Raw genomic sequence first — 22940 nt, 5'->3', positions numbered from 1 at the left:
CGTTGAAGAACCCGCACCTGCGCCGACTGACCCAGTTCTTGATTCTGACCGGCCTGCTGCTGGCCTCGGTGGCGACAATGGCGGCTGATATCAGCCGCAAACAGCGCAAGCAGCTGGAAGAGATCCAGACCTCCTACGGGTCCACGATCCGTTGGGGCACCATGGACGAAGCCCTGGGCTATCTGGACCCGGCGCAGCGCAAGGCCAATCCGCCCACCGAATTCCAGCTGCGTCGCTATTCGCAGCTGCGCGTGTCGTCCTACCGCGAAAGCACCACCGCGCAGTTGCCCGATGGCACCGTGGAGCGCCGCGTCCTGGTGGGCGTGATCAACAACAACACCCAGTCCGAGCGCACCGTCGGTGTGGTTGAACGCTGGCGCTGGGATGCCCAGGCCAAGCGCTGGTGGCAGACCAACGGCCTGCCGGATCTCTGGGAAGGCCAGTAACGACCGCTGCTGGCCGTCAGCACCGGATTCCCGCCGAACGCGGCTCATCCCCACAAAGACAGCAAACCAGCAAAATCCCTGCCCGAATCGGCTTGTGCGACAATCGGCGCCCGCTTATCGACCCGTGACCTGCGTGAATTACGAAGAGTTGGTGGCCTTTGCTGGCCGAAACCCGATGTTGTCGATCGCCCTGGTGGGCCTGACCGCCGCCATCATCGTCACTGAAATCCGTCGTCTGTTCCGTGGCTACAAGTCGCTCAAGCCCGGCGAACTGGTCCAGGTCATCAACGGCGGCGACGCCGTGGTCGTGGACCTGTCCTCCAGCAGTGATTTCGAGAAAGGCCATATTGCTGGCAGCAAGAACGTGCAGGCCAGCCAGTTCGGCCCCGAGCACAAGCTGGTGGCCGCGGCCAAGCAGCGCCCCGTGGTGCTGGTATGCCGTGCGGGCACCGCATCGGAAGCTGCCGCCAAGACGCTGAAAAAAGCCGGCTTCGAGCAGGTGTCCGTGCTCGACGGCGGCCTGCCTGCATGGCAGCAGGCGGAGTTGCCGCTGGTCAAGGGCCGTCACTGACGCTGATCGCGTGACGGGGGGTTGTGCGCTGCATGCCCCGCCCCCATCGCTGTTGATGCAACATATCGTCCAAACATTACGTTCAACGAATTCATCTGGAGCAACAGGAAATGTCCGAAGAAAACACCAACGGCGCAGCTGCGCCGGTCGACGCCGCCACCGGTCCCGCGTTCACCGTCGAAAAGATCTACGTCAAGGACGTTTCCTTCGAATCGCCGAATGCTCCGGCCATCTTCAACGATCAGGTACAGCCGGAACTGCAGCTCAACCTGAACCAGCAGGTGCAGCGCCTGGGCGAGAACGCCTTTGAAGTCGTGCTGGCCGTGACCCTGACCTGCAAGGCCGAAGATCGCACTGCTTACGTGGCGGAAGTGAAGCAGGCCGGCGTGTTCGGCCTGGTCGGCCTGGACCCGCAGTCGGTGGACGTGCTGCTCGGCACCCAGTGCCCGAACATCCTGTTCCCGTACGTGCGCTCGCTGGTCAGCGACCTGATCCAGGCCGGTGGCTTCCCGCCGTTCTTCCTGCAGCCGATCAACTTCGAAGGCCTGTACGCGGAAACCCTGCGCCAGCGCCAGGAGCAGGGTGAAGCGCCGTCGCTCGCCAACTCCGAGCCGGCCGGCAACGCCTGATCGGCGTTCCGACCCAGCGCATGAGCGATAACGCTGAAAAAGTAGCCGTCCTCGGCGCCGGTTCCTGGGGAACCGCGCTGGCCAGCCTGCTCGCCCGGCACGGTCTCCAGACCGTGCTGTGGGGACGCGATGCGGCGATGGTGGAAGCCATCGACCAGCGCCACGAGAACACCCGTTACCTGCCGGGCATCCCGCTGCCGGAGTCGCTGCGTGCGACCACCGACATGGCCGCTGCCGTGGAAGGCGCGTCGTGGATCCTCGTGGTCACCCCGTCGCACGCGTTCAATGAAACGGTGACCGCGCTGGCGCCGCTGCGTCCGGCCGGTGCCGGCGTGGCCTGGGCGACCAAGGGCTTCGAACCCGGTTCGGGCCGCTTCCTGCATGAGGTGGCGCGCGAGATCCTGGGCGATGACGTGCCGCTGGCCGTGGTCACCGGTCCGTCGTTCGCCAAGGAAGTCACCCAGGGCCTGCCGACGGCCATCACCGTGCACGGCGACGTGCCCGAGTTTGCGCAGACCGTGGCCGAAGCCATGCATGGCCCCGCGTTCCGCGCTTATACCGGCGATGACATGCTGGGTGCCGAGCTGGGCGGTGCGATGAAGAACGTGCTGGCCGTCGCCACCGGTGTCGCCGATGGCATGCAGCTGGGCCTCAATGCGCGTGCCGGCCTGATCACCCGCGGCCTGAACGAGATGCTGCGGCTGGCTGCAGCGATCGGCGCCAAGCCGGAGACCCTGATGGGCCTGGCCGGACTGGGCGATCTGGTGCTGACCTGCACCGGCGACCTGTCGCGTAACCGTCGCCTGGGCCTTGCCCTGGGCCGCGGGCAGACGCTGCAGGACGCGATCCGCGAAATCGGCCAAGTGGTGGAATCGGTGCAGACCGCCGACGAAGTGATGCGCCAGGCGCGTCGTTACGGCATCGACCTGCCCATTTCCGATGGCGTGCGTGCCGTGCTGCACGGCGAACAGACCCCGTCCGAAGGCCTGCGTACCCTGCTGGCCCGCGAACAGAAGCCGGAATACCCGGACACCCTGTTCCGTTGAACCCGGTAGTGACGGCCGCCGGCCGTCACGCCCTTGCCTGATGTATCTCGCCGAGCATGGCTCGGCGCTACAGGGCACCCACCGAACTTCCCCGCCGCGCGGTCGGGCCGAGCCACGCTCGGCGGGCGACTGACGCGCCGCATTGCACATCGGCTCATAGACGAGCCGCGCGCCCTTACCCACGATGAAGACGCTGGACCCAACAGGTCCAGTCGGGATTGGCATCCCGTTCGCACTTTATTGAGCTCTCTGTTTGTGCCCGTACGGGCCCGGCGGAGAATGCATCGTGTTGCCGGTCTTACGGCGGGCGGTGCGTGGGGATCCCCGGATCCGCCGGTGATTTTTGGCTCAGTAAGTGCCCGGTATGCCAACCCGCACCGTCCGCCACCCGCATCCCGCGGGTGGCCGCAGCGAGGTAACGGCACATGGGCGCATTCTCACCCCCCGGCGCACGGCTCAACGCCCTCATCGGCGATGCCGTGTTGGATATCCCGGCGCATCTGGTGGAGCGGCTGGAAAAGACCCTGGAAGCCCAGGGCATGCAGGACCCGACACCGGCACTGCTCGCGCATCTGACCTTGATGCATCACGGCGAAAGTGCTGACGGCACGCTGTGGGAAGAGCAGGGGCTGGGACCCGGGCGCTGCGGTGACCTGGCCATCGCCAGTCGCAGCCTGCAGGCATTGCACGGTGTGCTGCAGATACTGCACGCCGCGCAGCGCACCCGTCGCCATGCCGGCCCAGAGCAGCAGCTGGGCGATCACCTGGAAGAGGCACTGTATTTCGCCGGGCGCCAGCTGGCGCAGACCGCGTCCGATGCCCTGCACGGGCGGCGGTAATTCCACTCGACAGCGTACCGAACGACTGCTGCACCTCATCGCACAAAAAAAGAAGCCCGACCAAAAGGCCGGGCTCCGATGGCGTGTGGGAGAGAGAGCACACACCGGTAACGCACCACATTACTATTTTTTCAACAACGTATTACGCACTAACGACAGGCGTTCTTACCAGGTGAAGCGCGGACCCACGAACCACTCGCGGTCGCCGGCCTTGGCCAGCTTCACTTCGCCACTCAAGCCCCAGTTCTGGTTGAACTTGGCGGTGGCGCCGACACGGCCGTAGAACTCGCCGTCCGGATTGATGCCGTGCTTCTTGCTGTAATCCTCGTAACCGGCCAGCGCATACCCTTCAATCATCGGAGTGAACGCGGTGCGCACGCCGACTTCAGTCGAGTAGCCGTTGAAATCCAGGCCGCGCTTCGGATCGAACTTCTGGTACGCGACACGGGCCACCAGGTCGGTGGTCGGCGCGATGCCGTAGTTGTAGCCGACACCCAAGCGCCACTGATCGACGTCAGCATTGGTGCGCTCGGTTTCCTGCGCGGTGTAGTCGCCAAAGATATGGAAGTTCGGGTGTACCGCGACCGAACCCTTGACGCCCCAACCGTCGGCATCGCCGCCGCGGGCATCGGTGTTCACGTAACCACCTTCCACGTAGTTGTACGACAGGCCATCAGCTGCCGAGGCCGCGAACGGCATGGCAACGGCGAGGCCCAGAGCGAGCAGCGAATTCTTGATCATCGGGATACACCTGTTTCTAGTTTTGGTAGATCGGACGAAGCTGAAAAGCCGCGTTCGACAGATGTGAATTATCCGTTTGCCAGCGCAATCAATCCTGAATATTGAACTGACTGGTACATAAACGAAGGCCCTGTTCAGGGAACTCCAGCGGATCGTCGCGAGGGGCGTGGTGGTTCCCTATCGAAATCTGCACATGCAGAGGGCTTGTCGCTGCTGCCGAAAAGTCCCGTAGCCAGGTCGAGGCATGGGCCGATGGCGGGACATATCGGGCGATCGTCCACGGAGCAGCGGGTGCGGTCACCGCCGCATTGGGGGGGGAGCGACGCACTCAAGGGTGCCATTGGCGCCGGAAGTGTCGAGGCAGTCAGGGACAGCCTCGCCCGCTACCTGGTCGACAGCGGCGTGACGCGTGAGGGCGGCCATCACTGGGCAGAATATCGCCGCGTCGCAAGGGCGTCGCCATGCGGCGAATCCCACAGGACGCCGGCGGCACCCTTGACTGCAGTCCCGCAACATCTAATTTATTCATTGTAAGGAATGAATTCGACGCAAAATAATTCTTTATAAGGATTATTTTAATTGCATTGCATGCCCTTTAGGGAATACATTGCATGCGCGGCAATTCGCAATAGGGAATATTCATGGCCACTACACCCGCATCGAAGATGCGTCGCCTGGCTCGTTCAAAACTGGACAAGAGCGGGGAAACTCTGCGGAAGAGCTTGCCGGCGCTTCGGGCTACCCCTCGGGGTGGCTGGATAGCTGCGATTCGCGAAGCCTTGGGCATGTCGCAGTCCGACCTGGCTTACCGCCTTGGTGTAGTGCAAAGCTCTGTGGTCAAGCTGGAGAAGAGCGAACGCTCCGGAACGGTGCGCGTGGAAACTCTACGGCGAGCCGCTGACGCCCTTGACTGCGAGCTGGTCGTTCTCATGGTGCCCCGCACCCCCCTGCAAGAGACCGTCGATCGCCAGCGATTGAAGGTGTACGGCGCCACGATCAACCGAGCAGCGGCCCACATGGAGCTTGAGGACCAGGCAGTATCGTCCGACCTGCGCCAACACCTCCTCCAGCAGGCCGACGACGAGATCCCAGACAGCGCGCTGTGGGGGGATCGGGTCTAGTGGCCAAGCTCCAAGCGTTCGATTTCGAGATCGAAGATGGCCAGACACCGCTGGACCCGGATGAGGCGCAGGGGCTGAAGCTGAAATGGGTCGCGACGCGCGCCGACCTCAACGACGTTGAGGGTGCAAACGTCGTCAGCGGCATGCTCTGGGCGGCACGGGAGATACGCAAGAAGGATGTGGTGGTGCCCAGTGATGCCTTCCTGCGGAAGCTGCACGAGAAAATGTTCGGCAGCGTATGGGGCTGGGCGGGCCGATACAGGCTGACTGAGCGCAACATCGGCGTAGCGCCGCATCAAATCGCAATGCAGCTCCGGCAGCTCTTCGACAACGTTGGTGCCTGGCAAGAGTTCAAGACGTACCCGCTGGACGAGCAGGCGGCCCGCCTCCATCACCAGCTGACATTCATTCACCCGTTCCCTAACGGAAACGGCCGCAGCTCGCGACTGATGGCTGACCTGTTCCTGCAGTCGCGCGGTGAGCAGCCTTTCTCGTGGGGGCCAGCACCGCACAACAGCACTGTGCGGAAAAGCTACCTGCAGGCCGTACGGGAAGCTGACGCTGGCAACTGGCAGCCACTCCTTGGATTCGTCCGAAGCTAGGGATGGTCTGAGCAGATCACCCGCAACGCTGGATTCATGAGGCGAGCGCGTCCCGCGATCGCCTGCTGCGGTGGATCTCGACGAAAGTGGGTTTTGGAGACACCGATGGGCACCTGCAGACGTATTTATCCCTTCCTCACCCACCCCGTGAAACCACTTTAACGCTTGTCGCATTCGGCCAGTACCATGGCGAGAAAAAAGGGAATTCCATGCTCGAGACAGGAAGCGCCCGCGGCAGCCGGGAGTGGCTGAGCCGCAAGTTCCCGGACCATGCGCAGTGGCCGCGCATCCAACGCCTGCTGCGCTTGAGCGGCGTGGTCTGTGTGCTGCACGGGGTGATCTGGGGTGCGTTCTACGGCGCTCACGGCATGGACGTGCTGGCCATCGTGCTGTTTTCCCTGATCCTGGTCGGTCTAGGCTGCCTGGGCATCGCCCGCAAGCGCGACCGGATCCCGCTGGTGTTGATCGCGCACGTGCTGCTGGTGATGACGATCTTCGTCAGCCTGGCGGAAACCCCGACGGCGGCGGCGGCGCGTTCGACCCACCTGTTCCTGCTGCCGATCGGCGTGGCCAGTTTCTTCTTGTTCCGCAGCGAGCGCGTCTATCTGCGCTGGCTCTTTCCTGGCATGTGCATCGCCGCGCTGGTGGTGCTGGCCATCAGCCCGGTCAGTCTCGGGCCGCAGCTGGAGCTGCTTACCGATGATGTGCGACGGCTGCGCCACGGCCTGAACACCCTCACCGCCATGGTGCTGACCTGCAGCGTGCTGGCGATCTTCCGCGAAGACCTGAGCGAGCAGATGGATCAGTATGCCGCGCTGGTACGTGGGCTGGCCCAGCGCGAGCTGCGTGCCTATCTGCAGCCGCAGGTCGGGCTGGACGGACGGGTGCTGGGCGCGGAGATGCTGCTGCGCTGGGACCGGCCGGGCCATGGTCTGCAGTCGCCGGACAAGTTCATCCCGCTGGCCGAAGAAACCGGCCTGATCCACGATATCGGCCTGATGGTGTTGGAACGCGCGTGCGTGCACCTGAAGAACTGGTCGACCCTGCCCGGTGTGGATGCCTGGATGCTGTCGGTCAATGTCAGCCCGCTGCAGTTGGCATCGGACAGCTTCGTGGACGATGTGCGTGCGACCCTGCGCAGAGTGGGCGCGCCACCGAATCGCCTAAGGTTGGAGATCACCGAATCGGCCCTGGCGACGGATCTGTCCGTGCTGGCCGCGAAGATGGGCGCGCTGCGCCAGGATGGCATCTCGTGGTCGCTGGATGACTTTGGTACGGGGTTCTCTTCGTTCTCCCTGCTGCAGGCGCTGCCGCTGGACGAGCTGAAGATCGACCAGACGTTCGTGCGGGGCATGGGTGATGACCCGAGCCAGCGCGAGCTGGTGCGCAAGATCATCGAGATCGCGGAAATCCTGGGCATCGCCACCGTGGCCGAAGGCGTGGAGACCGAGCAGCAGCGCGAGTGGTTGGCCGGCATGGGGTGCCGGGTATTCCAGGGCTACCTGTTCGGCCGCCCCGTCAGTGCCGAGGCGTTCCATCAGGCGCACGTGCCGCAGGGCCAGTAGCTATGGCGTTGGGGCGAAGGTGCCTGCGGCTGACGGCCAGCGGCCGTCACTACCGGGGGCAGGCTACCGGGGCATTGCTCGCCGCGCTCCAGCGGCGCAGGCCCAGCACGGCCAGGCCGATGAACACCGCATACAACGCGGCGGTCACGTTGAGCGACTTGAACAGGTACAAGCCCACGTAGACCACATCCACCACGATCCACATCCACCACGCGGCCACGTGGCGACGCGCCTGCCACCACTGCGCCACCAGGCTCATGGCGGCCAGCATGGCATCCAGCCACGGCAGCGCGGCGTTGGTCCAGGTGTGCATGGCCGCACCCAGCGCCAGCCCCACCGCGACGCCAGCACCCAGATCGATGAAGCGGCGCCGCGCGGGCAGCGGCACGATGCTGACCAGGCCATCGGCCTGCGCGCTGTGCCGCCAGCTCATCCAGCCGTACACCAGGAAGCCGCCGAACACGATCTGCAGCAAGGTGTCCGAGTACAGCCGGGCCTCGGCGAACACGAAGGCATACAGTGCCACCGACACCAGGCCGATCGGCCAGCCGATCATCCGCCGTCGGGTCATCAGCCACACACCGAGCATACTCAGCGCCGCAGCGGACCATTCCAGCAGTTCCGCGCTCATAGCGCGACGGTGACCGACAGGCGGGCCTGGCGCGGGGCGCCAGCGAACAGGTAGTAATCGCCGGCACTGCTGCCCGTGTCACGCCAGTAGAATTTGTCGAATACGTTGTCCACCGAAAGTCGCCAGGTCACCGGCCGTTCGCGCAGCGCATGCTGGTAGCGCAGTCCGGCGTCGAACACGCTGTAGCGGGGCGCACGCACGCTGCCATCCACCGTGGCCACGTTGGCCGACGCATAGCGCCAGCCGCCGGTAACGCCCAGCCCTGCAGCGAACGGGAGCTGGTAATCCACGTGCACGTTGGCGCGGGTCTTCGGCACGTTCACCAGCTGGTGGCCTTCGTATGCCGGCGTGCCCGCATCACGCGCACGCGCCTGCAATACGCTGGCGCTGGCGTTGAGCTGCAGGCGCTCGGTCAGTCTGCCGTTCGCCGTCAGCTCCAATCCCGTGTGGGTCTGCTGGCCGCGTTGCACGAAGGTGAAGCCTGCATCGCTGTCATCGGGCATGGCGTACTGGAAGGGCTGCGAGGTACGGAACAGCGCCGCTCCCAGGGTCAACGTATCGGTCGATGCGTACTTCACGCCCACTTCCAGCTGGCGCGACAGCAGCGGCGGCAGGAAGGTGCTTTCATTGGACGTCCAGAACGGCGCTTCCTGGCCCAGCGAAATGCCGCGCACGTAGCTCACGTACGCGTTGACCTGATCGGTGGCATTCCAGATGACAGCGGTCTGCGGCAGGAACCGCGACAGGGTGCTGTGCCGCTCCGGAGTGCCGCGCTTGTCGTAGGCGCGCTCATCCAGCTTGACCATCCGGCCTCCCACCAGCCACTGCCAGTCATCGCCGAAGCGCATGCGGTCCAGTGCGAACAGTGCATCCTGCTTGCTGTAAAGGCGGCGCGCGGAAGCGCCGGGCATCAGTGGCGACGGCGCGTACTGCGGCACCCGGGCATCACCGATGTTGGCGGTACCCACGTACTCGTTGACGTTCTGGCGCTTGTCCACCGTGCGGCGGAAGGTGTCAGCGCCGATGCTGAGCTCGTGGCTGACACGGCCGGTATCGAAGCGGCCACGCAGCTCCGCACGCAGTTCCTGGTTGACGCGGGTGTCGTCCGGGCTGCGGTAATCGTAGATGTCGTAGTCGCCATTGGGCGCGAAGTAGTTGCCCGGCACGCTGCCATCGGCGCACTGTGCGGCGTAGTAGCAGCCGTACGCGAACGCGACGTTGTCATCGATCACCGAGCGGCTGTGGCTGGCCGACAGGCGTGACTGCCAGCGCGCGTTGATGTCGTAGGTATGCAGCGCGGTGAGGTTGGTGCTGGCGATGCCCACCGGCTGCTGCCACGCCTGATAGCCCAGCATCTTCGCGCGGTCCACGCCGCGCGGGAGCGCAGTCGCCCCCAGCAGCTGATAGCCCGATGCCGAGCGCTGCGCGCTGGTCTGGTAGTTGGCATCCACTTCCAGCTTGCTGCGGTCGCTGATCAGCCAGTCGGCGGCCACCGAGTAGAAGTTGCGGCGGCCGTCGGCATGGTCGATGTACGAACCGCTGTCTTCCCATGCGGCATTCAGGCGCACGCCAAACCGGGGCGTCACCCAGTGGCCCACGTCCACCGCCGTATAGCGCGTGCCTTCGGTGTCCGTGCCCAAGGTGACCGTGCGCACCTCGGCCGGGCGCTTGCTGACGTAGTTGATGATGCCGCCCGGCGCCATCACCCCGGCCGCCAACCCGGCTTCACCCTTCAGGATCTCCACCTGCTGGATGTTCTCCAGCGCGATGCGCTGCTCGCCGGCGGTGGCCAGTCCGTTGAAGCGGTAGCCGGTGGCGGTGTCCAGGGCGAAGCCGCGGATGGCGATGTTCTGGTAGTAGCCCACCGGGGCATAGCTGTCGCCCAGTGAGGCATCGTTGGCGGCGATCTCGCTGAGCGTGCGCACGTGGCGGCTGTCCAGCACCGTGCGGTCCAGCACGTTCACCGATGCCGGCGTGTCCTTCCAGCTACCCGTGCCGAAGCTGCTTGATGGTGCGGTGGCGGCAGCCGCCTGCTGGGCCTGCACGCGCACGGCAGCCAGCTCGGTCGGCGTGCGGTCGGCCGCATTGGCAGGGGCATCGGCAGCGTGCAGCGGCAGCGCGGCACAGAGGGCAACGGTCAACAGCGTAGGGCGCAGGCAGCGGTTCATTCGATTCGTCATCAACAGGAAGAAAGACGAAGCGACGGCGCGCGCGCAGTGACCCGACGGGTCCATGTGCTTGCAGCTCAAAGCTCCCTACGCCGGTGCAAACCGGATCAGGTTCCAAGGGACTCTCTCAGCCTGGTCAACCCAGGCACCCCCGCTTCAGGGTGTCATTTCACACCAAATTGGCCGAAGAAGCGAATCAGCCGCTCAGGCCGCCGCGCGCAGCGTCGCCAGCAGGGCCTGCCCGTGGGCCGCTCTGAACCAGTCCGCATGGCCCAGCAGGAACGTGTAATACGCCACGTCGGCGTTGGCGGTGGATCCGGTGATGCCGTGGAAATACTCCACCTCGGACAGCGCGAAATCCAGGTGCACCAGTGGCAGCAGATCGGCCAGCAGATGCACCTGCCCGGCCGTCAACGGGCGCGCATCGCGGTAGCCGACGATCAAGGCCAGCGCGATATCGCCACGTACCGCCGCGCCGCCGCGTTCCAGTTCCAGCCAGGCGATGGCATTGCGCTCGATGGCCGTGGCCAGGTCGAACAGGTGGCTGGCGGGCGAGGCGAGGCCGAAGTCCAGCACGGCGGCCACGGCGTTGGCGCGGCCGCGCTGGTGCCAGAGCAGGTTGGAGACATGCCAGTCGTTGTGTCCCCACCGACGCGGCACCGTCGCCAAGCGCGCCGCCACCCCGAAGTGCCACGGCAGGATGGCGCGCTGCAGCTCTGCCTCCCATGGCCTGCCGGCCAGATAGTCGGCCAGCCCCGGTCGCTGCGGCAGTTGCATCTTCAGCAGGGCAATCGGATCTTCGGCGCGGATCAGCTCGTCGCGGGCCACCAGCACGTGCGTGCCGCGCTGTGGCGCGTGGTAGCTGTCGGCCGCGTTGTGCAGGGTGGCCAGCATGCGCCCGGCCTGCCAGGCCTGCTCGACATCGTTCGGGGGCGTCCACGACGGCACATCGCGGTATACATCCTCGCCCGGTGCCTCGGCATGCAGTTCGAAGGTCCAGTCGCCGTGCTCCACCGCCGTGGCGCCGGCACGGTCTGGCAGCACGTGCACGACCGGAACGCCTGCGTCGGCCAGGTGCGCGATGAAGCGATGTTCTTCTTCCAGCACCGCTGCGCTGCGCACGTGATGGTGGTGGCGTTTGACGAAGAACCGGCCCTGCGGGCTCTGCAGCAGGGCAGCGGCAGAGAACGGACGCGGGCTGTGCCACACCACCTCGCAATCGCCCGCCAGTTGCGGGTACCGGCCTTTCAGCCACGCCACGTCGGCGGCGCTGATCGCAGGCCAATCGGCGATGACCTGGTCGTTGTCGAGGCCTTGGACGTGGTGGTCGGACGTGTGCATGGATATCGGTCGGGCGCGGGGCATGATGCGCACGGCGAGCTGCCCGCGCGGCGCCCCATGGTACGCCGTCGGACCGATGCTGCCGCAGGCGGCTTCCCGCCAGATCAGGCTCTGTCCCCGTCTTCGACATCGGCGCAGAATGGCCCCATGTCCAGATTCAACACGGCCCGCCACTGGCTGCAGGCCCACTTGACCAGTGAGCGCTGGCGTCGTCGAGCGGCGCTGTGGGGCGGTGCGGTCGTCGTCGCCCTGGTCGCCATCGTGTTCGCCAAGGCCAGTGATGCGGCGTTCCAGGTCTTCCAGCGCATCATCCAGCACTCGCCCTGGTGGGCGCTGCTGCTGACGCCGGGCATCTTCGCGTTGCTGGCATGGGCCACGGGCGGCGTGCTCAAGCCCACCCGCGGCAGCGGCATTCCCCAGGTCATCGCGGCGCTGGACAAGCCGGATGAGCAGTTCCGCACGGTCAACCTGTCGCCGTTGGTGTCGGTCGGCAAGCTGGCGTTGACCAGTCTGTCGCTGCTGGGCGGGGCGTCGGTGGGGCGCGAGGGGCCCACCGTGCACGTGGGTGCCAGCCTGATGTACCTGTTCGGGCGCCGCTTCGGTTTCCAGGATCCGCGCGAGCTGTCGCATTTCCTGCTGGCCGGTGGGGCGGCAGGCATCGCGGCGGCATTCAACACGCCGCTGGCGGGCATCGTGTTCGCCATCGAAGAACTGAGCGGCCGCTTCGAACATCGCTTCTCCGGCACGTTGCTGACGGCGGTCATCGTCGGCGGCGTGGTGTCGCTGGGGTTGCTGGGCAACTACACCTACTTCGGCCACGTCTCCGCGCGTCTGCCGCTGGGGCAGGGCTGGGCAGCGATCGTGCTGTGCGGGGTCGTGGCGGGATTGCTGGGCGGCCTGTTCGCGCGCGCTGTGCTGCTCACCGTGGCCGGCAAGCCGCGCTGGCTGGGGCGCCTGCGCGCGCAGCATCCGATCCTGCTCGCGGCCGGGTGCGGGTTGACCGTGGTGGTGCTTGCGTTCGCATTCGGCGACGGTGCGTACGGGACCGGCTATGAGCAGGCCCGCAGCCTGGTGCAGGGGCATGCCGAGGTCGGCCACGAGTTCGGCCTGATGAAGCTGATGGCCAACCTGGCCTCGTACATTGCGGGCATTCCCGGCGGGCTGTTCTCGCCGGCCCTGGCGGTCGGTGCAGGGCTGGGCCACAACCTGGCCGTGCTGATGCCCGGGGTGGATCCCACTGCGTTCGTGCTGCTGGGCATGTGCGCGTATCTCACCGGTGTCACCCAGGCGCCGCTGACGTCTGCGGTGATTTCACTGGAGCTCACCAACACCAGCGACATGCTGCTGCCGATCCTGGCCACGGTGCTGATCGCCCGCAGTGTCTCCGGGTTGGTCTGCCGTACGCCGATCTATCGTGGCCTGGCGGATCAGCTGGCGCGGTAGGTACAGCCGTTGCGGGCAACCGTCATCCAGCGTACGCCGCGCTCATATCGAAGTGCTTCCATTGAGCGGCATCGTGTTCCGGTGTCTGCTAGGCGACCTTGATCGCCGCAGCCCCGGAGGGGAGCCGGCGCGGTTGCGCACCAAGGGTGGGGGCCGGGACCAGGAAGGTCACCGGCCCCCTTTTTTTTTTCTCAAACTTTTCTACTGTCCCGTTCCCTTCCGCGGAGCATCAGATGCGCTTGATCCTGGAAGCCAGATAGTCGGACACCCGTTCATGCGCCTCCAGCAGCACATCCACACATAAGCCTTCCCGTCCAGATCCGGGGAGGCGTGTGCCGTCCGGAAGCTCCGCAGCGACAAGGCACCACTGGTGCTCACCGCAGTTCCAGACCCTTGCCCTGTAACACTGACCGTCGATCGACAGGTCAACGAACATCACGGCCTCCGATGTCAGCCCTCGTGCCATGCCGCTCCTTTCAAGAAGAAAGAAAAAAGCAGTGACCCCCGCGAAGGGCTCACGTACCCCCTAGAGGAATCACTCGACTGCGCTTCGCACTCAAGCCTGATCAGTATCGTCACGGCTCAATCTGCACGACTTCGTGATGCATGGGTATAGCGCACATGCATTTTCGAACTGCTTCCATGGCGTCGGCTGCGCCCGTGCGCTGAGATGAACTCCCCGCCGTTTCCCGACGGTACGGCGTCAACGCTGGTCATTCTCTCGTTCAGCGATGCGCCGTTGCTGCCTTGAACCCCTTGGGGCAGTAGTGGGTAGGGCCGGCCCCCGCCGGCCCTCTTTACTTTCCATGCCAGCAAGGACGTGATGAGCCTTATCAAAGGATGCGCGGTGCTGCTCGCCGTGCTGCTGGCCGGCTGCAGCAACCAGCAGACAGCGAATGAGGAGAATTTCGCATATGCCATCACGCGGCGTCTCGAGCAGGACGGGCATCTGTGTCTGGGCTTGCGTGCCTGGCCGATCGACGTGGATCTTGTGCAACGCCTTCGTGGCGTAGAAGGGTCTCTTGTTGCACTTGAGGTGGCCGGGCTGATCCGGGGAGAGTGGATGGGCAGCGGTGACGCATTTCTGGAGCCGGATGCACGCGTGAAGCGCTACACGCTGACCGATGCTGCTATCCCCTATATCCACCAGCGGCCGGCCGCCGAGCGACGCGTGCGCACAGGCAGCAGCGCGCCAGGGCGAGATCTGTGTTGGGGCAGAAAGGAGCTGGAGCGGATTGTGGACTGGTCGGGTCCCCTGCGGCTTGGGGAATATCGGACAGCGGACGTGACCTATCGCTATCGGATCGCTGACATGGCCGGCTGGGCGCTGCTGCCCCAGGTGCAGGAAGCGTTTCCGGAGATTCCTCGAATCATCGAACGGGCGGCGACGGATCGCAGGCAGATCGTGTACCTGTCACCGACAGGGTGGGAGGCAGGAAAACACGAAGAGTGAGGATCACTATCGATACGCTCGGAAGAAGTGCCGGTGCAGCCTTTTGGGGGCAAGAGGGGCCGCATGCGACGACCCCTTTTCTCTGTCTTAAGCGAGCAGGAGCAGACTCACGCCTGTTCGGCCGCTGCTGTAAATCGATGGCTGCAACCATCCGCTGCAAGCAGCGCACGGCTTACAGCCTGTCGCGTGTTGCAGCGAAGGCACGTCAATACCATTCCGCCACTGATCTCAAAGATCGATCTGGCTCCTGGGATATTCATTGTTCCGCAGCGATGACAGTCAAACGAAGACACTCCATTGCCCGATTCCACTCTTGAGGATTCACCGGACGTGGATCTATGGATACGGAAGACACCCGTTTCGCGCATGATGGTTGACTCGGAAGGATTGAAGGTTTGAGAGGACGCGCCATGGGCGCGGACTAGCGAACCTACTTGCCTGCGGCCCGCTTCTCCATAGCGATACTTCGATATCTCAGCTCGCATTGGGTACGTGGTCTACCGCTGTTGTTTCCTTAGTGCGGGAGGCGAGAGAAATATAGAAATCCTTCGGTTGAACATGGCGCGAGAAGGCGCTGATATGTAATCCCGCCCTGCCCGAATGGCATGCTTCGCAGCCGTCATCAGCCTGGAAGTCTGGCTGCGCGGCATGCGCCCTCCCTCGGGGCTGTGCGGGAAGGGGCCGTTGAACGGCCCCTTTTACCTTGGTAACCGGTGGGACGAGACTACCGAGGAATTACCTGTTTCCTTTTTGCGACCCATCAAGGAGGACAGGATCGGCCGCTCTCGGGGGGCGGCCCACTTTTTTTTGCCAGCGACTACGAAATATGACTGTCGAACCAATGGGTCGATGCTCGTTACCTTGGCTGCGCACCATTTAGAAGTTCTTCGATACCGTCCTCGAGCTCCAGAAAATATCGTGAAGCCTGAATTCTAAAAACGGGCTGACGACATGAAAACCTCGCTCTCCAATCGACATGCTTTAGCGCTTGCAGTCAGCAGCGCGCTTCTGATGACCTCCTGGAACACAAGCGCGACGCCGGTAGTGGCCGATGGCGTACACCGCGAAGTGTCGGACATTGACGCTGACAGCGACGTGCGAGATTGGAGCCACGGCCTGTCGGCAATAAATGGCGGCACGATCACTGCAACCGATGTCCGTGCCACAGGCAATGGAGCCAACAGCTCCCACGGTGTCCATGCCGAGGGAAGCGGAAGCCGTGTCGATTTCACCGGCGGCGAATCAAGCACCATGGGATTCCAGAGCAACGCTGTGAACGCGCGCCTTGGCGGAATGGTGGTTGTCTCTGGTGCGTCTCTCTCCACGTCGGGTACCCAGTCGGCGGGTATGAAATCGATCACTGAAGGATCTACGGTTGCCTTTTCTGACGTGGATATCGCGACAAGCGGACGCGGTAGCCATGCCATGCTCGTCATGGAGCAGGCCACCATGGCAGGCGCCAATGCTCGTATCTCCACTACCGAAGAAGTAAGTGACGGCGTGCACGTGCTGGGGGGGTCGAGCTTTACGGGCACGGGCTTGCAAATTGAAACCACCGGCGACCAGTCGCGTGGCGTGGCCACGGGCGATGCCGGCTCGCGGCTGACGATCTCTGACAGCTCGATCGCCACCTCAGGGATGGTGGCCCACGGCGCCCGTGCGCGCGACGGTGCCCTCCTGGAGATGACCAACGTGCAGGTTAAAACCACCGGCGCACGCAGCAAGGGCGTGGATCTACAGGGCGGCAATGGTGTGATCATCGGCTCGTCGTTCGAGTCTGCGGGCCATGGTCTGGATGTGTGGCAGGGAGGTTCAGCTGCCATCACAGGCAGCGACTTCAAGACTACCCAGGCTGATGCGTTTGGACTGCGGGTGATGCAGAGTGGGACGTTGGCCGTGCAGGGCAGCTCGATCACGACGCTCGGTGCCAATGCGCATGGCGTGGTGGCGTCTGCAAACGGGGCGGCAGAGCTTGCCGACACCCGCATCGAAACCCTGTCCAACCTGGCCGATGGGCTCAATATCCAGGATGGGGGGACGGTGATCGCTACGAATGTCGACATTCTCACTCAAGGTGGAGTGGCCTACGGCATCAAAACCGTAGGCACTGGCAGCAGCGCTGTTTTCACCGGTGGCTCCATCCGGACCGAAGGCGAGTCTTCGGACGGAGCGGAGGCTGCGGAGGGGGCTACGGTACAGATCGATGGCACGGAGATCGCTGGGACGGGCGCCTATGTGATCGGTGCGGGCGCAAACACGGGCGGGCAGGTGGAGATGCGCAATGCATCCATCACGTTGGTCGGCGGCACCACCCAGCATGGACTTGATGTCCGCGACGCGGGAAGCCGTGTCGCTGCATCCAACACGACTGTCGATATGTCCGGCTACAACGGATCGGGGCTTTTTGCGAGCACGGGTGGCGAAATGAACGCGGCCGGCATGACCGTGACCACCTCTGGTGAGATGGGCGATGCCGTGCGCGTTGGGGATGGCACGATGACCATCGCCAACTCCACGCTCTCCACCACCGGGGGCTATTCCAACGGCGTGCGCACCGTGTCGGGCGGCCAGACAACCGTGGTGGGCTCTGGAATCAGCACCCAAGGCAAGGACGCTTATGGGGTGAAAGCCGAGGGCGCGAATTCGCTGGTTTCCTTGTCAGGCGGTGAAATCACCACGACGGGAAGTGCGGCCAGGGCGATCTCGGCGGAAAGTGGTGCAAAGGTGACAGTGGACGGCACGATCCTCGGCACCGCCGCGCTTGGCGGGCGGGACGCGCACGGTGTGTATGTGGCCACCGGCGGTTCGGCCGAACTTGCCAATGCATCGATCACCACCACCGGAGAGCGGTCTCGTGGTCTGCTAAGTGACGGCGTGGATTCGACGATCACGGCGGCCAACACCGCAGTGCAGACCAGTGGGCTTCAGTCCTTCGGTGCGATGGCCATTGCAGGCTCCGGCATTGAGCTGGATCGTGTGGACATCACCACCACCGGTGACAGTGCGCATGGCCTGTTCGCCAACCAGGGCAGTACGCTGACCGCCAACAACATCAGTGTGGCGACGTCGGGTGCCGGTTCCATGGGCATCAATGCCAACTCGGGCGCAACGATCGACGTCACTGGCGGTGATATCAGGGTGCTGGGCGCGGATGCGCGCGGCATCCTTTCCACGGCGGGGGCCACGGATCTCAACTCGGTGCGGGTGACCGACAGTCAGATCCTGACCGGCTCGGCCGCCGCCATCGAGGTGCGCGATGCAGGTCTTTCCCGTATCGAAGTGACGAACTCTCGTATCCAAGGCGGCGGCGGCCTGTTGATGACCAACGGTGCTGGGTCAGTGGGCCAAAGCGTGCTGCAGGCTCAGCGCTCGGAGCTCGTGGGCGATATCGTGTTCAGTGATGGCTACGACGCGGGTGTCGATCTGTCTGAGGCAACCTTGCTCAAGGGTGCTGCTCAGAACGTTGCACTGATGGACCTGAAGGACAGCGCCTGGGACATGACCGGCGATTCCCGCGTAGGGAAGCTGTCGGCCAGCAACAGCACCATCGCCTTCAACCACGACGACGGGGCATTCAAGACCCTGACCGTGACCGGCGATTACGTGGCCGACAACGCGGTGCTGCAGATGAACACCGTGCTGGGTGATGACGCCTCGCTGACCGACAAACTGCACGTGCTCGGCAACACCTCCGGCCAGAGCGGCATCCTGGTCAACAACGTGGGCGGGCAGGGCGCGGAGACCTTCGATGGCATCCAGCTGGTGCAGGTGGATGGCGATTCGGCCGGTGTGTTCAACTTGCTGGGCCGTGCGGTGGGCGGCTCGTACGAGTACTTCCTGCATCAGGGCGGTATAGCCGATCCGACTGACGGTGACTGGTACCTGCGCTCGGAGCTGCCGGTCGAGCCGCCGGTGGATCCGGATCCGTGCACGACCAACCCCGGTGGCCCGGGCTGCCCGGTGATCGACCCGCCGGTCGAGCCGGAGGTGCCGGTGGATCCGCCGACCGATCCGGAGATTCCTGTGGACCCGCCGGTGGATCCGCCGACCGACCCCATCGTCATCGACCCGCCGGTGGACCCGGAGATCGTTGAACCCCCGGTTGTTCCGCCGCCGGCCAAGATTTACCGCCCGGAGACCGGCGCCTACCTGGCCAACCAGGCCGCAGCAGTGGGCATGTTCGACATGACCCTGCACGAGCGCCTGGGCGAGCCGAACCTGGCGGAGCGCCTGAAGTCCGATGACACGCTCGCCTCGGCATGGGTGCGCACGACCTCTGACCACACCCGGTTCAACGCGGGCGAGGGCCAGTTGGACGTGGCCAGCCGCCAGTCGATGCTGCAGGTGGGTACAGACTTCGCCAAGTGGGGCGATGACAGCCGCGGCCTGGCCGGCATCATGCTGGCTACCGGCAAGTCCAGCAGCCAGACCACCTCCAACGTCACCGGTTACGGTGCCAAGGGCGAAGTGGATGGCAAGGCGCTGGGCCTATACGCGACGTGGATGCAGAGCGCCGATTCGGAGAAGGGGGCTTACCTGGATGCTTGGCTGCAGACGGCGCGCTTCAAGAACGAGGTACAGGGCGATGCCCTTGCGACCGAACGTTATGACAGCAAGGCGCTGATGGCCTCCATCGAAGCCGGTTACGCGATGCAGCTGCATGAAGGGGCAGATAAAGCTTTCTATCTGGAGCCGCAGGCGCAGGTGACTTACACGGACTATTCCATGGACGGTGACCAGCACGTAGAAACCAACGGCACCACGGTGAAGACGGTCGATGCCGGCGGCCTGCAGACCCGCCTGGGCGTGCGTTTGTACGGGCATGACACCTCCAGCGAAGGGAACCGGGTGCAGCCGTTCGTGGCCGCCAACTGGATCCACAGCGAAGGCGACAACGCGGTGGCGTTCAACGGCGTAAGCCTGTCCGCTGGCCAGCCGAGCGATGTCTACGAGCTCAAGGCCGGTGCGCAGCTGCAGATGGGCGGTGGCTGGACGGGTTGGGGTGAGCTGAGCACGCTGCGCGGCAAGAACGATTACCGCAACTACGGTGCGCAGATGGGCGTGAAGTACAGCTGGTGAAACACGAGGCATCGGGTGCCCTCCGGGCGCCCGATGCCTCACTCATTGCCGGTGGTTTCCCCTGATTGCCAACACCGAGGCCGCGACCGACTTGAAGATATTCAGCTCCTATCTGCTTCTCCAGCAGAAGCAAAAGCAGGCGGAACAGGAAGCCCGCGCCTGGCGCTGGGCGGCGGTAGGAATGGGTGCTATCGCCTTGATGGCTGTCGCCGGGCTGGTTGCGGCGGTAAACCGACCGCCGCCCAAGCCGCTCATCACCCGGGTAGATGCGGATGGCAGCGTCGCTGTGCTTGGGCGGGCGACTGCCGATTACACTGCGGCCGCACCGGAGATCGAGCACTTTCTCAAGACGTGGATACTGTGGGTGCGCGCCGAGCCTGCGGATGCGTCGCGGCGTGAACAAAATCTTGCCAGTGCAATGCGTGTCCTCCGCCCAAGGGCGCTGTCCAGGCTGAAGGGCTGGTTGGCAAAGTACCGCCGCCCGACCGACCCGCCGCCGTTGACGGTGGAGGTCATATCAATCACCGCGGAGTCGGGAGAGCGTTACGCGATCCGCTGGGAAGAAGCCACATCAGATCCCCAAGGCGGCGACCCGCTCACCTTGCAATGGACGGCGCAGGTGACTGTGCAGCAGGTAGCTCCCGCCCATGACGTGGACCTGACCAACCCCTTGGGACTGTTTATCACCGACTTCCGCTGGATGCCGTCCTCCGGGATGCCGGCAGGCCCCCCGTCTTCACATCAATTCGAATAATTTCGAATTGTGGTGCGTGCTACGGTGGCTCCCCGTCGATGGTTAGGGGCTGCCTGCGGCATCGCCTCGTACTGCCACCGTCGGATATACGGCCCGCCAGAGGAAGCTCCCTGTGACTGCTGCACTTCAGCGATGGTCCATCGCATTGCGGCGCGGCTGGCCAAGCGCGCTCGCGATGCTGATGTTTACCCTCCCGGTCCTGGCCAGCACGCCTGACTTCACCGCGGCCGAGCGCCAGTGGATCGCGGAGCATCCGGTTGTCTACTATGCCGGCGCACCGAACATCAGTCCCCTTGAAGACATTGTGGACGGCACATACCAAGGCCTGATCGCGGCGTATCTGGAGACGCTCTCCGAGCGCACCGGATTGTCCTTCCAGCTCGTTCCCACGCGTACCTGGGAAGAGTCCCAGCAGGTCTTCCTGCAGGGACGCGTCGACCTGTTCCCCAATGCCAGCCCCACCACGGTAAGTCCTGAGGTGGACCGCTCACTCCGCTACACGCAGGCGTACTTCGCCAGTCCACTGATTTTCGTCACGCGCGGCGACGCTGCCTCGACCTTTGGAGCGGACACGTTGACGGGCAAGCGCGTGGCGATCCGAGGCGGGCCTGATATCCAGAAAGTCCTGACCGATCGACGTCCCGGCGCAATACCCATCGAGGTCATCAGTCCGGAGGACAGCCTGCGGAGAGTAGTGGAGGGAGAGGCCTACGCCTCAGTGGGCACCGAAGCCACCCTGTCGCCGCTACTGCGGCGTAAATACGGACGCCAGCTGGGTATTGCCAGCATGCTGGACATCCCACCTTACCGGGCGCAGATGGGGGTGCGCGCAAGCAATCCGATGTTGCTGACGATTCTGGACAAGGCACTGGGATCAATCACCGCGCACGAGAGCGACAAGATCTACGAACGTTACCTGTCCCAGGCAGATTACGGTGCGCCCACCATCTGGTCGATCATTCACTACCGCCGCGTGGAACTGACCCTGTTGCTGCTGTCGATGGCGCTGTTGGCCTTCTTCGGCTGGCGGGCGCGCGAGGCGCGACGCCGCGCCGTACGCAGCGAACAGACCAAGGCACGATTCCTCGCGACCATGAGTCATGAGATCCGCACGCCGATCAACGCCATGCTCGGCTCGATCGAGCTGCTGGGCCGGACACCGCTTGATGAGCGGCAGAGAGGTTTTACCGACGGCGCGACGGTGGCAGCCGAGGCGCTGATGGACCTGCTGGACAACGTTCTGGACTTGTCAAAGCTGGATGCAGGGAAGCTGACGTTGGAAAAGTTGCCCACGGATGTTCGCGCGCTGCTGCAGCAGGCGGTCGACCTCATCCGTCCGCGTGCGGATGAAAAAGGCCTGATTATCAACTACGGGCTGGAGTACCAGGTCGATGACCTGGTGATGATCGATCCTACGCGCCTGCGTCAGATAGTGAACAATCTGCTGGGGAACGCGGTCAAGTTCACCAAGCGCGGATGCGTCAACCTGGACGCCCGGCTTGAACCATCGAGCCCGTCGGATCCGCGCAGCGCCACGCTGCTGATCCGGATCACGGATACCGGGGTGGGCATTCCCTTTGACCAGCAGCACCACCTGTTCCAGGCCTACTCCCAAGCTGATGGGTCGACGACGCGTGAGTTCGGCGGCACCGGTCTGGGACTCACCATCTGCCGCGAGCTGGTCACGATGATGGGGGGCAGCATCACGCTGGACAGCATCCCGGAGACCGGGACCACCGTGGCCTTGGCGATCCCGGTAAGTCTGGTCGAGGCGGCCTCGCGCCTGACCTTGCCGGCCGAGACCGATCGCGCTCGAACGGCCACGGCCCCTGCTGCGCAGGCTGCGCCCCCCGGCACGGTATTGGTGGTCGAAGACCATCCCGGTAATCGGGCGCTGATCAGACAGCAGCTGCACGAACTGGGTGTCGCGCCAACGCTGGTTGAAAGTGGCGAGGCTGCCTTGCAGATCCTTGCACGTGAGTCCTTCGATCTGGTGTTGATGGACTGCCACATGCCTGGCATGGATGGCTATGAGACGACACGGCGAATCCGGGCGGTGCCCCGGGCCGAGCATCTGCCGGTGGTGGCTATCTCGGCATCCACCGGCGCAGAGCATCTGGCGCGGTGCCTGGAATGCGGCATGGACGGCGTGCTGCGCAAGCCACTGCGCCTGCAGGAGCTACAAGGCATCCTGGAGCTGTGGCCCGTCCGGATCGGTTCACCCCGCATCGAGCCCGTAGAGCCGGCAGTGATCGGGATCGACCATGAAGCACTGCTGCGGGAGGACATGAATGCGCTGGATGCTGCGTTGGCCAACGTCGATCTGGATCGGGCACATCACTACGCACACCGGATCAACGGGGCCGCGTTGATGTTGGGCTGGACAGCGTTGGCGCGCTGCGCGCAGGCGGTGGAGTCAGCAATCAGCGAAGGCGGCATGCCTCCCGAAAGCCTCGTCGACGCGCTGCGTACGGCATTGGACGCAGCAACAAGATAATGTCACGCACGGCA

At 64.4% G+C, this 22940-nt stretch carries 18 protein-coding genes and 1 riboswitch; of the genes, 13 read left to right on the top strand and 5 right to left on the bottom strand.

All coding sequences use genetic code 11. The features are described 5' to 3' along the window. The first annotated feature begins 2 nt into the window (after positions 1 to 2). The 5 genes from IFT58_RS18030 (at position 3) to IFT58_RS18010 (ending at position 3531) form a co-directional block, all read left to right on the top strand. Complete coding sequence (locus tag IFT58_RS18030; RefSeq protein ID WP_223202948.1) at positions 3 to 446, top strand: hypothetical protein; 444 nt, start codon at positions 3 to 5, stop codon at positions 444 to 446. A gap of 133 nt (positions 447 to 579) precedes the next feature. Continuing rightward, entirely contained in the window at positions 580 to 1017 is a 438-nt protein-coding gene (locus IFT58_RS18025; RefSeq protein ID WP_188325665.1) for a rhodanese-like domain-containing protein, read from the top strand. 110 nt (positions 1018 to 1127) lie between these two features. Further along, positions 1128 to 1646 carry a protein-export chaperone SecB gene (gene secB / locus IFT58_RS18020; RefSeq protein WP_188325666.1) on the top strand — a complete coding sequence of 173 codons (519 nt, stop codon included), beginning with the start codon at positions 1128 to 1130 and terminating at the stop codon, positions 1644 to 1646. 20 nt (positions 1647 to 1666) lie between these two features. Beyond that, positions 1667 to 2692 carry an NAD(P)H-dependent glycerol-3-phosphate dehydrogenase gene (locus IFT58_RS18015; protein ID WP_188325667.1) on the top strand — a complete coding sequence of 342 codons (1026 nt, stop codon included), beginning with the start codon at positions 1667 to 1669 and terminating at the stop codon, positions 2690 to 2692. A gap of 425 nt (positions 2693 to 3117) precedes the next feature. Further along, complete coding sequence (locus IFT58_RS18010; protein ID WP_192082436.1) at positions 3118 to 3531, top strand: hypothetical protein; 414 nt, start codon at positions 3118 to 3120, stop codon at positions 3529 to 3531. A gap of 165 nt (positions 3532 to 3696) precedes the next feature. Here the strand turns inward: IFT58_RS18010 and IFT58_RS18005 are convergent, their stop codons facing one another. Then, a complete protein-coding gene (locus tag IFT58_RS18005; protein WP_188327152.1) occupies positions 3697 to 4269 on the bottom strand; it encodes an Ax21 family protein in 573 nt (190 codons plus the stop codon). Between the two features lie 644 nt (positions 4270 to 4913). On the opposite strand from IFT58_RS18005, the gene IFT58_RS18000 reads away from it, so the two are divergent. The 3 genes from IFT58_RS18000 to IFT58_RS17990 all read left to right on the top strand — a co-directional run bounded on the left by IFT58_RS18000 (position 4914) and on the right by IFT58_RS17990 (position 7560). Next, positions 4914 to 5393, top strand: a complete 480-nt coding sequence (locus IFT58_RS18000; protein WP_197974169.1) for a mobile mystery protein A — start codon at positions 4914 to 4916, stop codon at positions 5391 to 5393. Next, positions 5393 to 5995: a mobile mystery protein B gene (locus IFT58_RS17995; protein WP_192096426.1), complete on the top strand. Its 603-nt coding sequence runs from the start codon at positions 5393 to 5395 to the stop codon at positions 5993 to 5995. Before IFT58_RS18000 ends, IFT58_RS17995 begins: the two co-directional genes overlap by 1 nt. 209 nt (positions 5996 to 6204) lie before the next feature. Then, a complete protein-coding gene (locus IFT58_RS17990) occupies positions 6205 to 7560 on the top strand; it encodes an EAL domain-containing protein (RefSeq protein WP_192096424.1) in 1356 nt (451 codons plus the stop codon). 49 nt (positions 7561 to 7609) lie between these two features. Here the strand turns inward: IFT58_RS17990 and pnuC are convergent, their stop codons facing one another. From pnuC to IFT58_RS17975, 3 genes are all read right to left on the bottom strand, one after another. Beyond that, positions 7610 to 8191 (bottom strand): nicotinamide riboside transporter PnuC, encoded by a 582-nt coding sequence (gene pnuC, locus IFT58_RS17985; protein ID WP_192096422.1) that lies wholly within the window; start codon positions 8189 to 8191, stop codon positions 7610 to 7612. Beyond that, positions 8188 to 10359: a TonB-dependent siderophore receptor gene (locus IFT58_RS17980; RefSeq protein ID WP_192096420.1), complete on the bottom strand. Its 2172-nt coding sequence runs from the start codon at positions 10357 to 10359 to the stop codon at positions 8188 to 8190. The genes pnuC and IFT58_RS17980 overlap by 4 nt, the downstream gene beginning before the upstream one ends. 67 nt (positions 10360 to 10426) lie before the next feature. Beyond that, positions 10427 to 10522: riboswitch (TPP riboswitch) on the bottom strand. A gap of 41 nt (positions 10523 to 10563) precedes the next feature. Next, a complete protein-coding gene (locus tag IFT58_RS17975; protein WP_192096418.1) occupies positions 10564 to 11700 on the bottom strand; it encodes a phosphotransferase in 1137 nt (378 codons plus the stop codon). 147 nt (positions 11701 to 11847) lie between these two features. On the opposite strand from IFT58_RS17975, the gene IFT58_RS17970 reads away from it, so the two are divergent. Beyond that, positions 11848 to 13143 carry a chloride channel protein gene (locus IFT58_RS17970; RefSeq protein WP_249405746.1) on the top strand — a complete coding sequence of 432 codons (1296 nt, stop codon included), beginning with the start codon at positions 11848 to 11850 and terminating at the stop codon, positions 13141 to 13143. A gap of 229 nt (positions 13144 to 13372) precedes the next feature. Here IFT58_RS17970 and IFT58_RS17965 read toward each other — a convergent pair whose 3' ends face one another. Further along, on the bottom strand, positions 13373 to 13579 hold the full coding sequence (locus tag IFT58_RS17965; RefSeq protein WP_192096414.1) for a hypothetical protein: 207 nt from the start codon (positions 13577 to 13579) through the stop codon (positions 13373 to 13375). A gap of 387 nt (positions 13580 to 13966) precedes the next feature. Here IFT58_RS17965 and IFT58_RS17960 point away from each other — a divergent pair, with 387 nt between their 5' ends. From IFT58_RS17960 to IFT58_RS17945, 4 genes are all read left to right on the top strand, one after another. Further along, the gene (locus IFT58_RS17960) at positions 13967 to 14596 is read left to right on the top strand and encodes a hypothetical protein (protein WP_192096412.1); all 630 of its coding nucleotides are present in this window, start codon (positions 13967 to 13969) and stop codon (positions 14594 to 14596) included. 1011 nt (positions 14597 to 15607) lie between these two features. After that, on the top strand, positions 15608 to 19675 hold the full coding sequence (locus IFT58_RS17955; protein WP_192096410.1) for an autotransporter outer membrane beta-barrel domain-containing protein: 4068 nt from the start codon (positions 15608 to 15610) through the stop codon (positions 19673 to 19675). A 91-nt stretch (positions 19676 to 19766) separates the two neighbouring features. Then, the gene (locus IFT58_RS17950; protein WP_192096408.1) at positions 19767 to 20429 is read left to right on the top strand and encodes a type IV secretion system protein; all 663 of its coding nucleotides are present in this window, start codon (positions 19767 to 19769) and stop codon (positions 20427 to 20429) included. 181 nt (positions 20430 to 20610) lie between these two features. After that, positions 20611 to 22926, top strand: a complete 2316-nt coding sequence (locus IFT58_RS17945; RefSeq protein ID WP_192096406.1) for an ATP-binding protein — start codon at positions 20611 to 20613, stop codon at positions 22924 to 22926. The last annotated feature ends 14 nt before the right edge of the window (positions 22927 to 22940 follow it).

It is taken from the genome of Stenotrophomonas sp. CFBP 13718 (assembly GCF_014842145.1).
GTDB lineage: Bacteria > Pseudomonadota > Gammaproteobacteria > Xanthomonadales > Xanthomonadaceae > Stenotrophomonas.
This window is presented reverse-complemented; position numbering and strand designations above follow the sequence as displayed.

Bases quoted from the DNA above. Each gene is read 5' to 3' on its own strand.
- secB (WP_188325666.1), top strand. From the start codon at position 1,128: ATGTCCGAAGAAAACACCAACGGCGCAGCTGCGCCGGTCGACGCCGCC.
- IFT58_RS18015 (WP_188325667.1), top strand. From the start codon at position 1,667: ATGAGCGATAACGCTGAAAAAGTAGCCGTCCTCGGCGCCGGTTCCTGG.
- IFT58_RS18010 (WP_192082436.1), top strand. From the start codon at position 3,118: ATGGGCGCATTCTCACCCCCCGGCGCACGGCTCAACGCCCTCATCGGC.
- IFT58_RS18000 (WP_197974169.1), top strand. From the start codon at position 4,914: ATGGCCACTACACCCGCATCGAAGATGCGTCGCCTGGCTCGTTCAAAA.
- IFT58_RS17990 (WP_192096424.1), top strand. From the start codon at position 6,205: ATGCTCGAGACAGGAAGCGCCCGCGGCAGCCGGGAGTGGCTGAGCCGC.
- pnuC (WP_192096422.1), bottom strand. From the start codon at position 8,191: ATGAGCGCGGAACTGCTGGAATGGTCCGCTGCGGCGCTGAGTATGCTC.
- IFT58_RS17980 (WP_192096420.1), bottom strand. From the start codon at position 10,359: ATGAACCGCTGCCTGCGCCCTACGCTGTTGACCGTTGCCCTCTGTGCC.
- IFT58_RS17975 (WP_192096418.1), bottom strand. From the start codon at position 11,700: ATGCACACGTCCGACCACCACGTCCAAGGCCTCGACAACGACCAGGTC.
- IFT58_RS17970 (WP_249405746.1), top strand. From the start codon at position 11,848: ATGTCCAGATTCAACACGGCCCGCCACTGGCTGCAGGCCCACTTGACC.
- IFT58_RS17965 (WP_192096414.1), bottom strand. From the start codon at position 13,579: ATGTTCGTTGACCTGTCGATCGACGGTCAGTGTTACAGGGCAAGGGTC.
- IFT58_RS17960 (WP_192096412.1), top strand. From the start codon at position 13,967: ATGAGCCTTATCAAAGGATGCGCGGTGCTGCTCGCCGTGCTGCTGGCC.
- IFT58_RS17955 (WP_192096410.1), top strand. From the start codon at position 15,608: ATGACCTCCTGGAACACAAGCGCGACGCCGGTAGTGGCCGATGGCGTA.
- IFT58_RS17945 (WP_192096406.1), top strand. From the start codon at position 20,611: ATGTTTACCCTCCCGGTCCTGGCCAGCACGCCTGACTTCACCGCGGCC.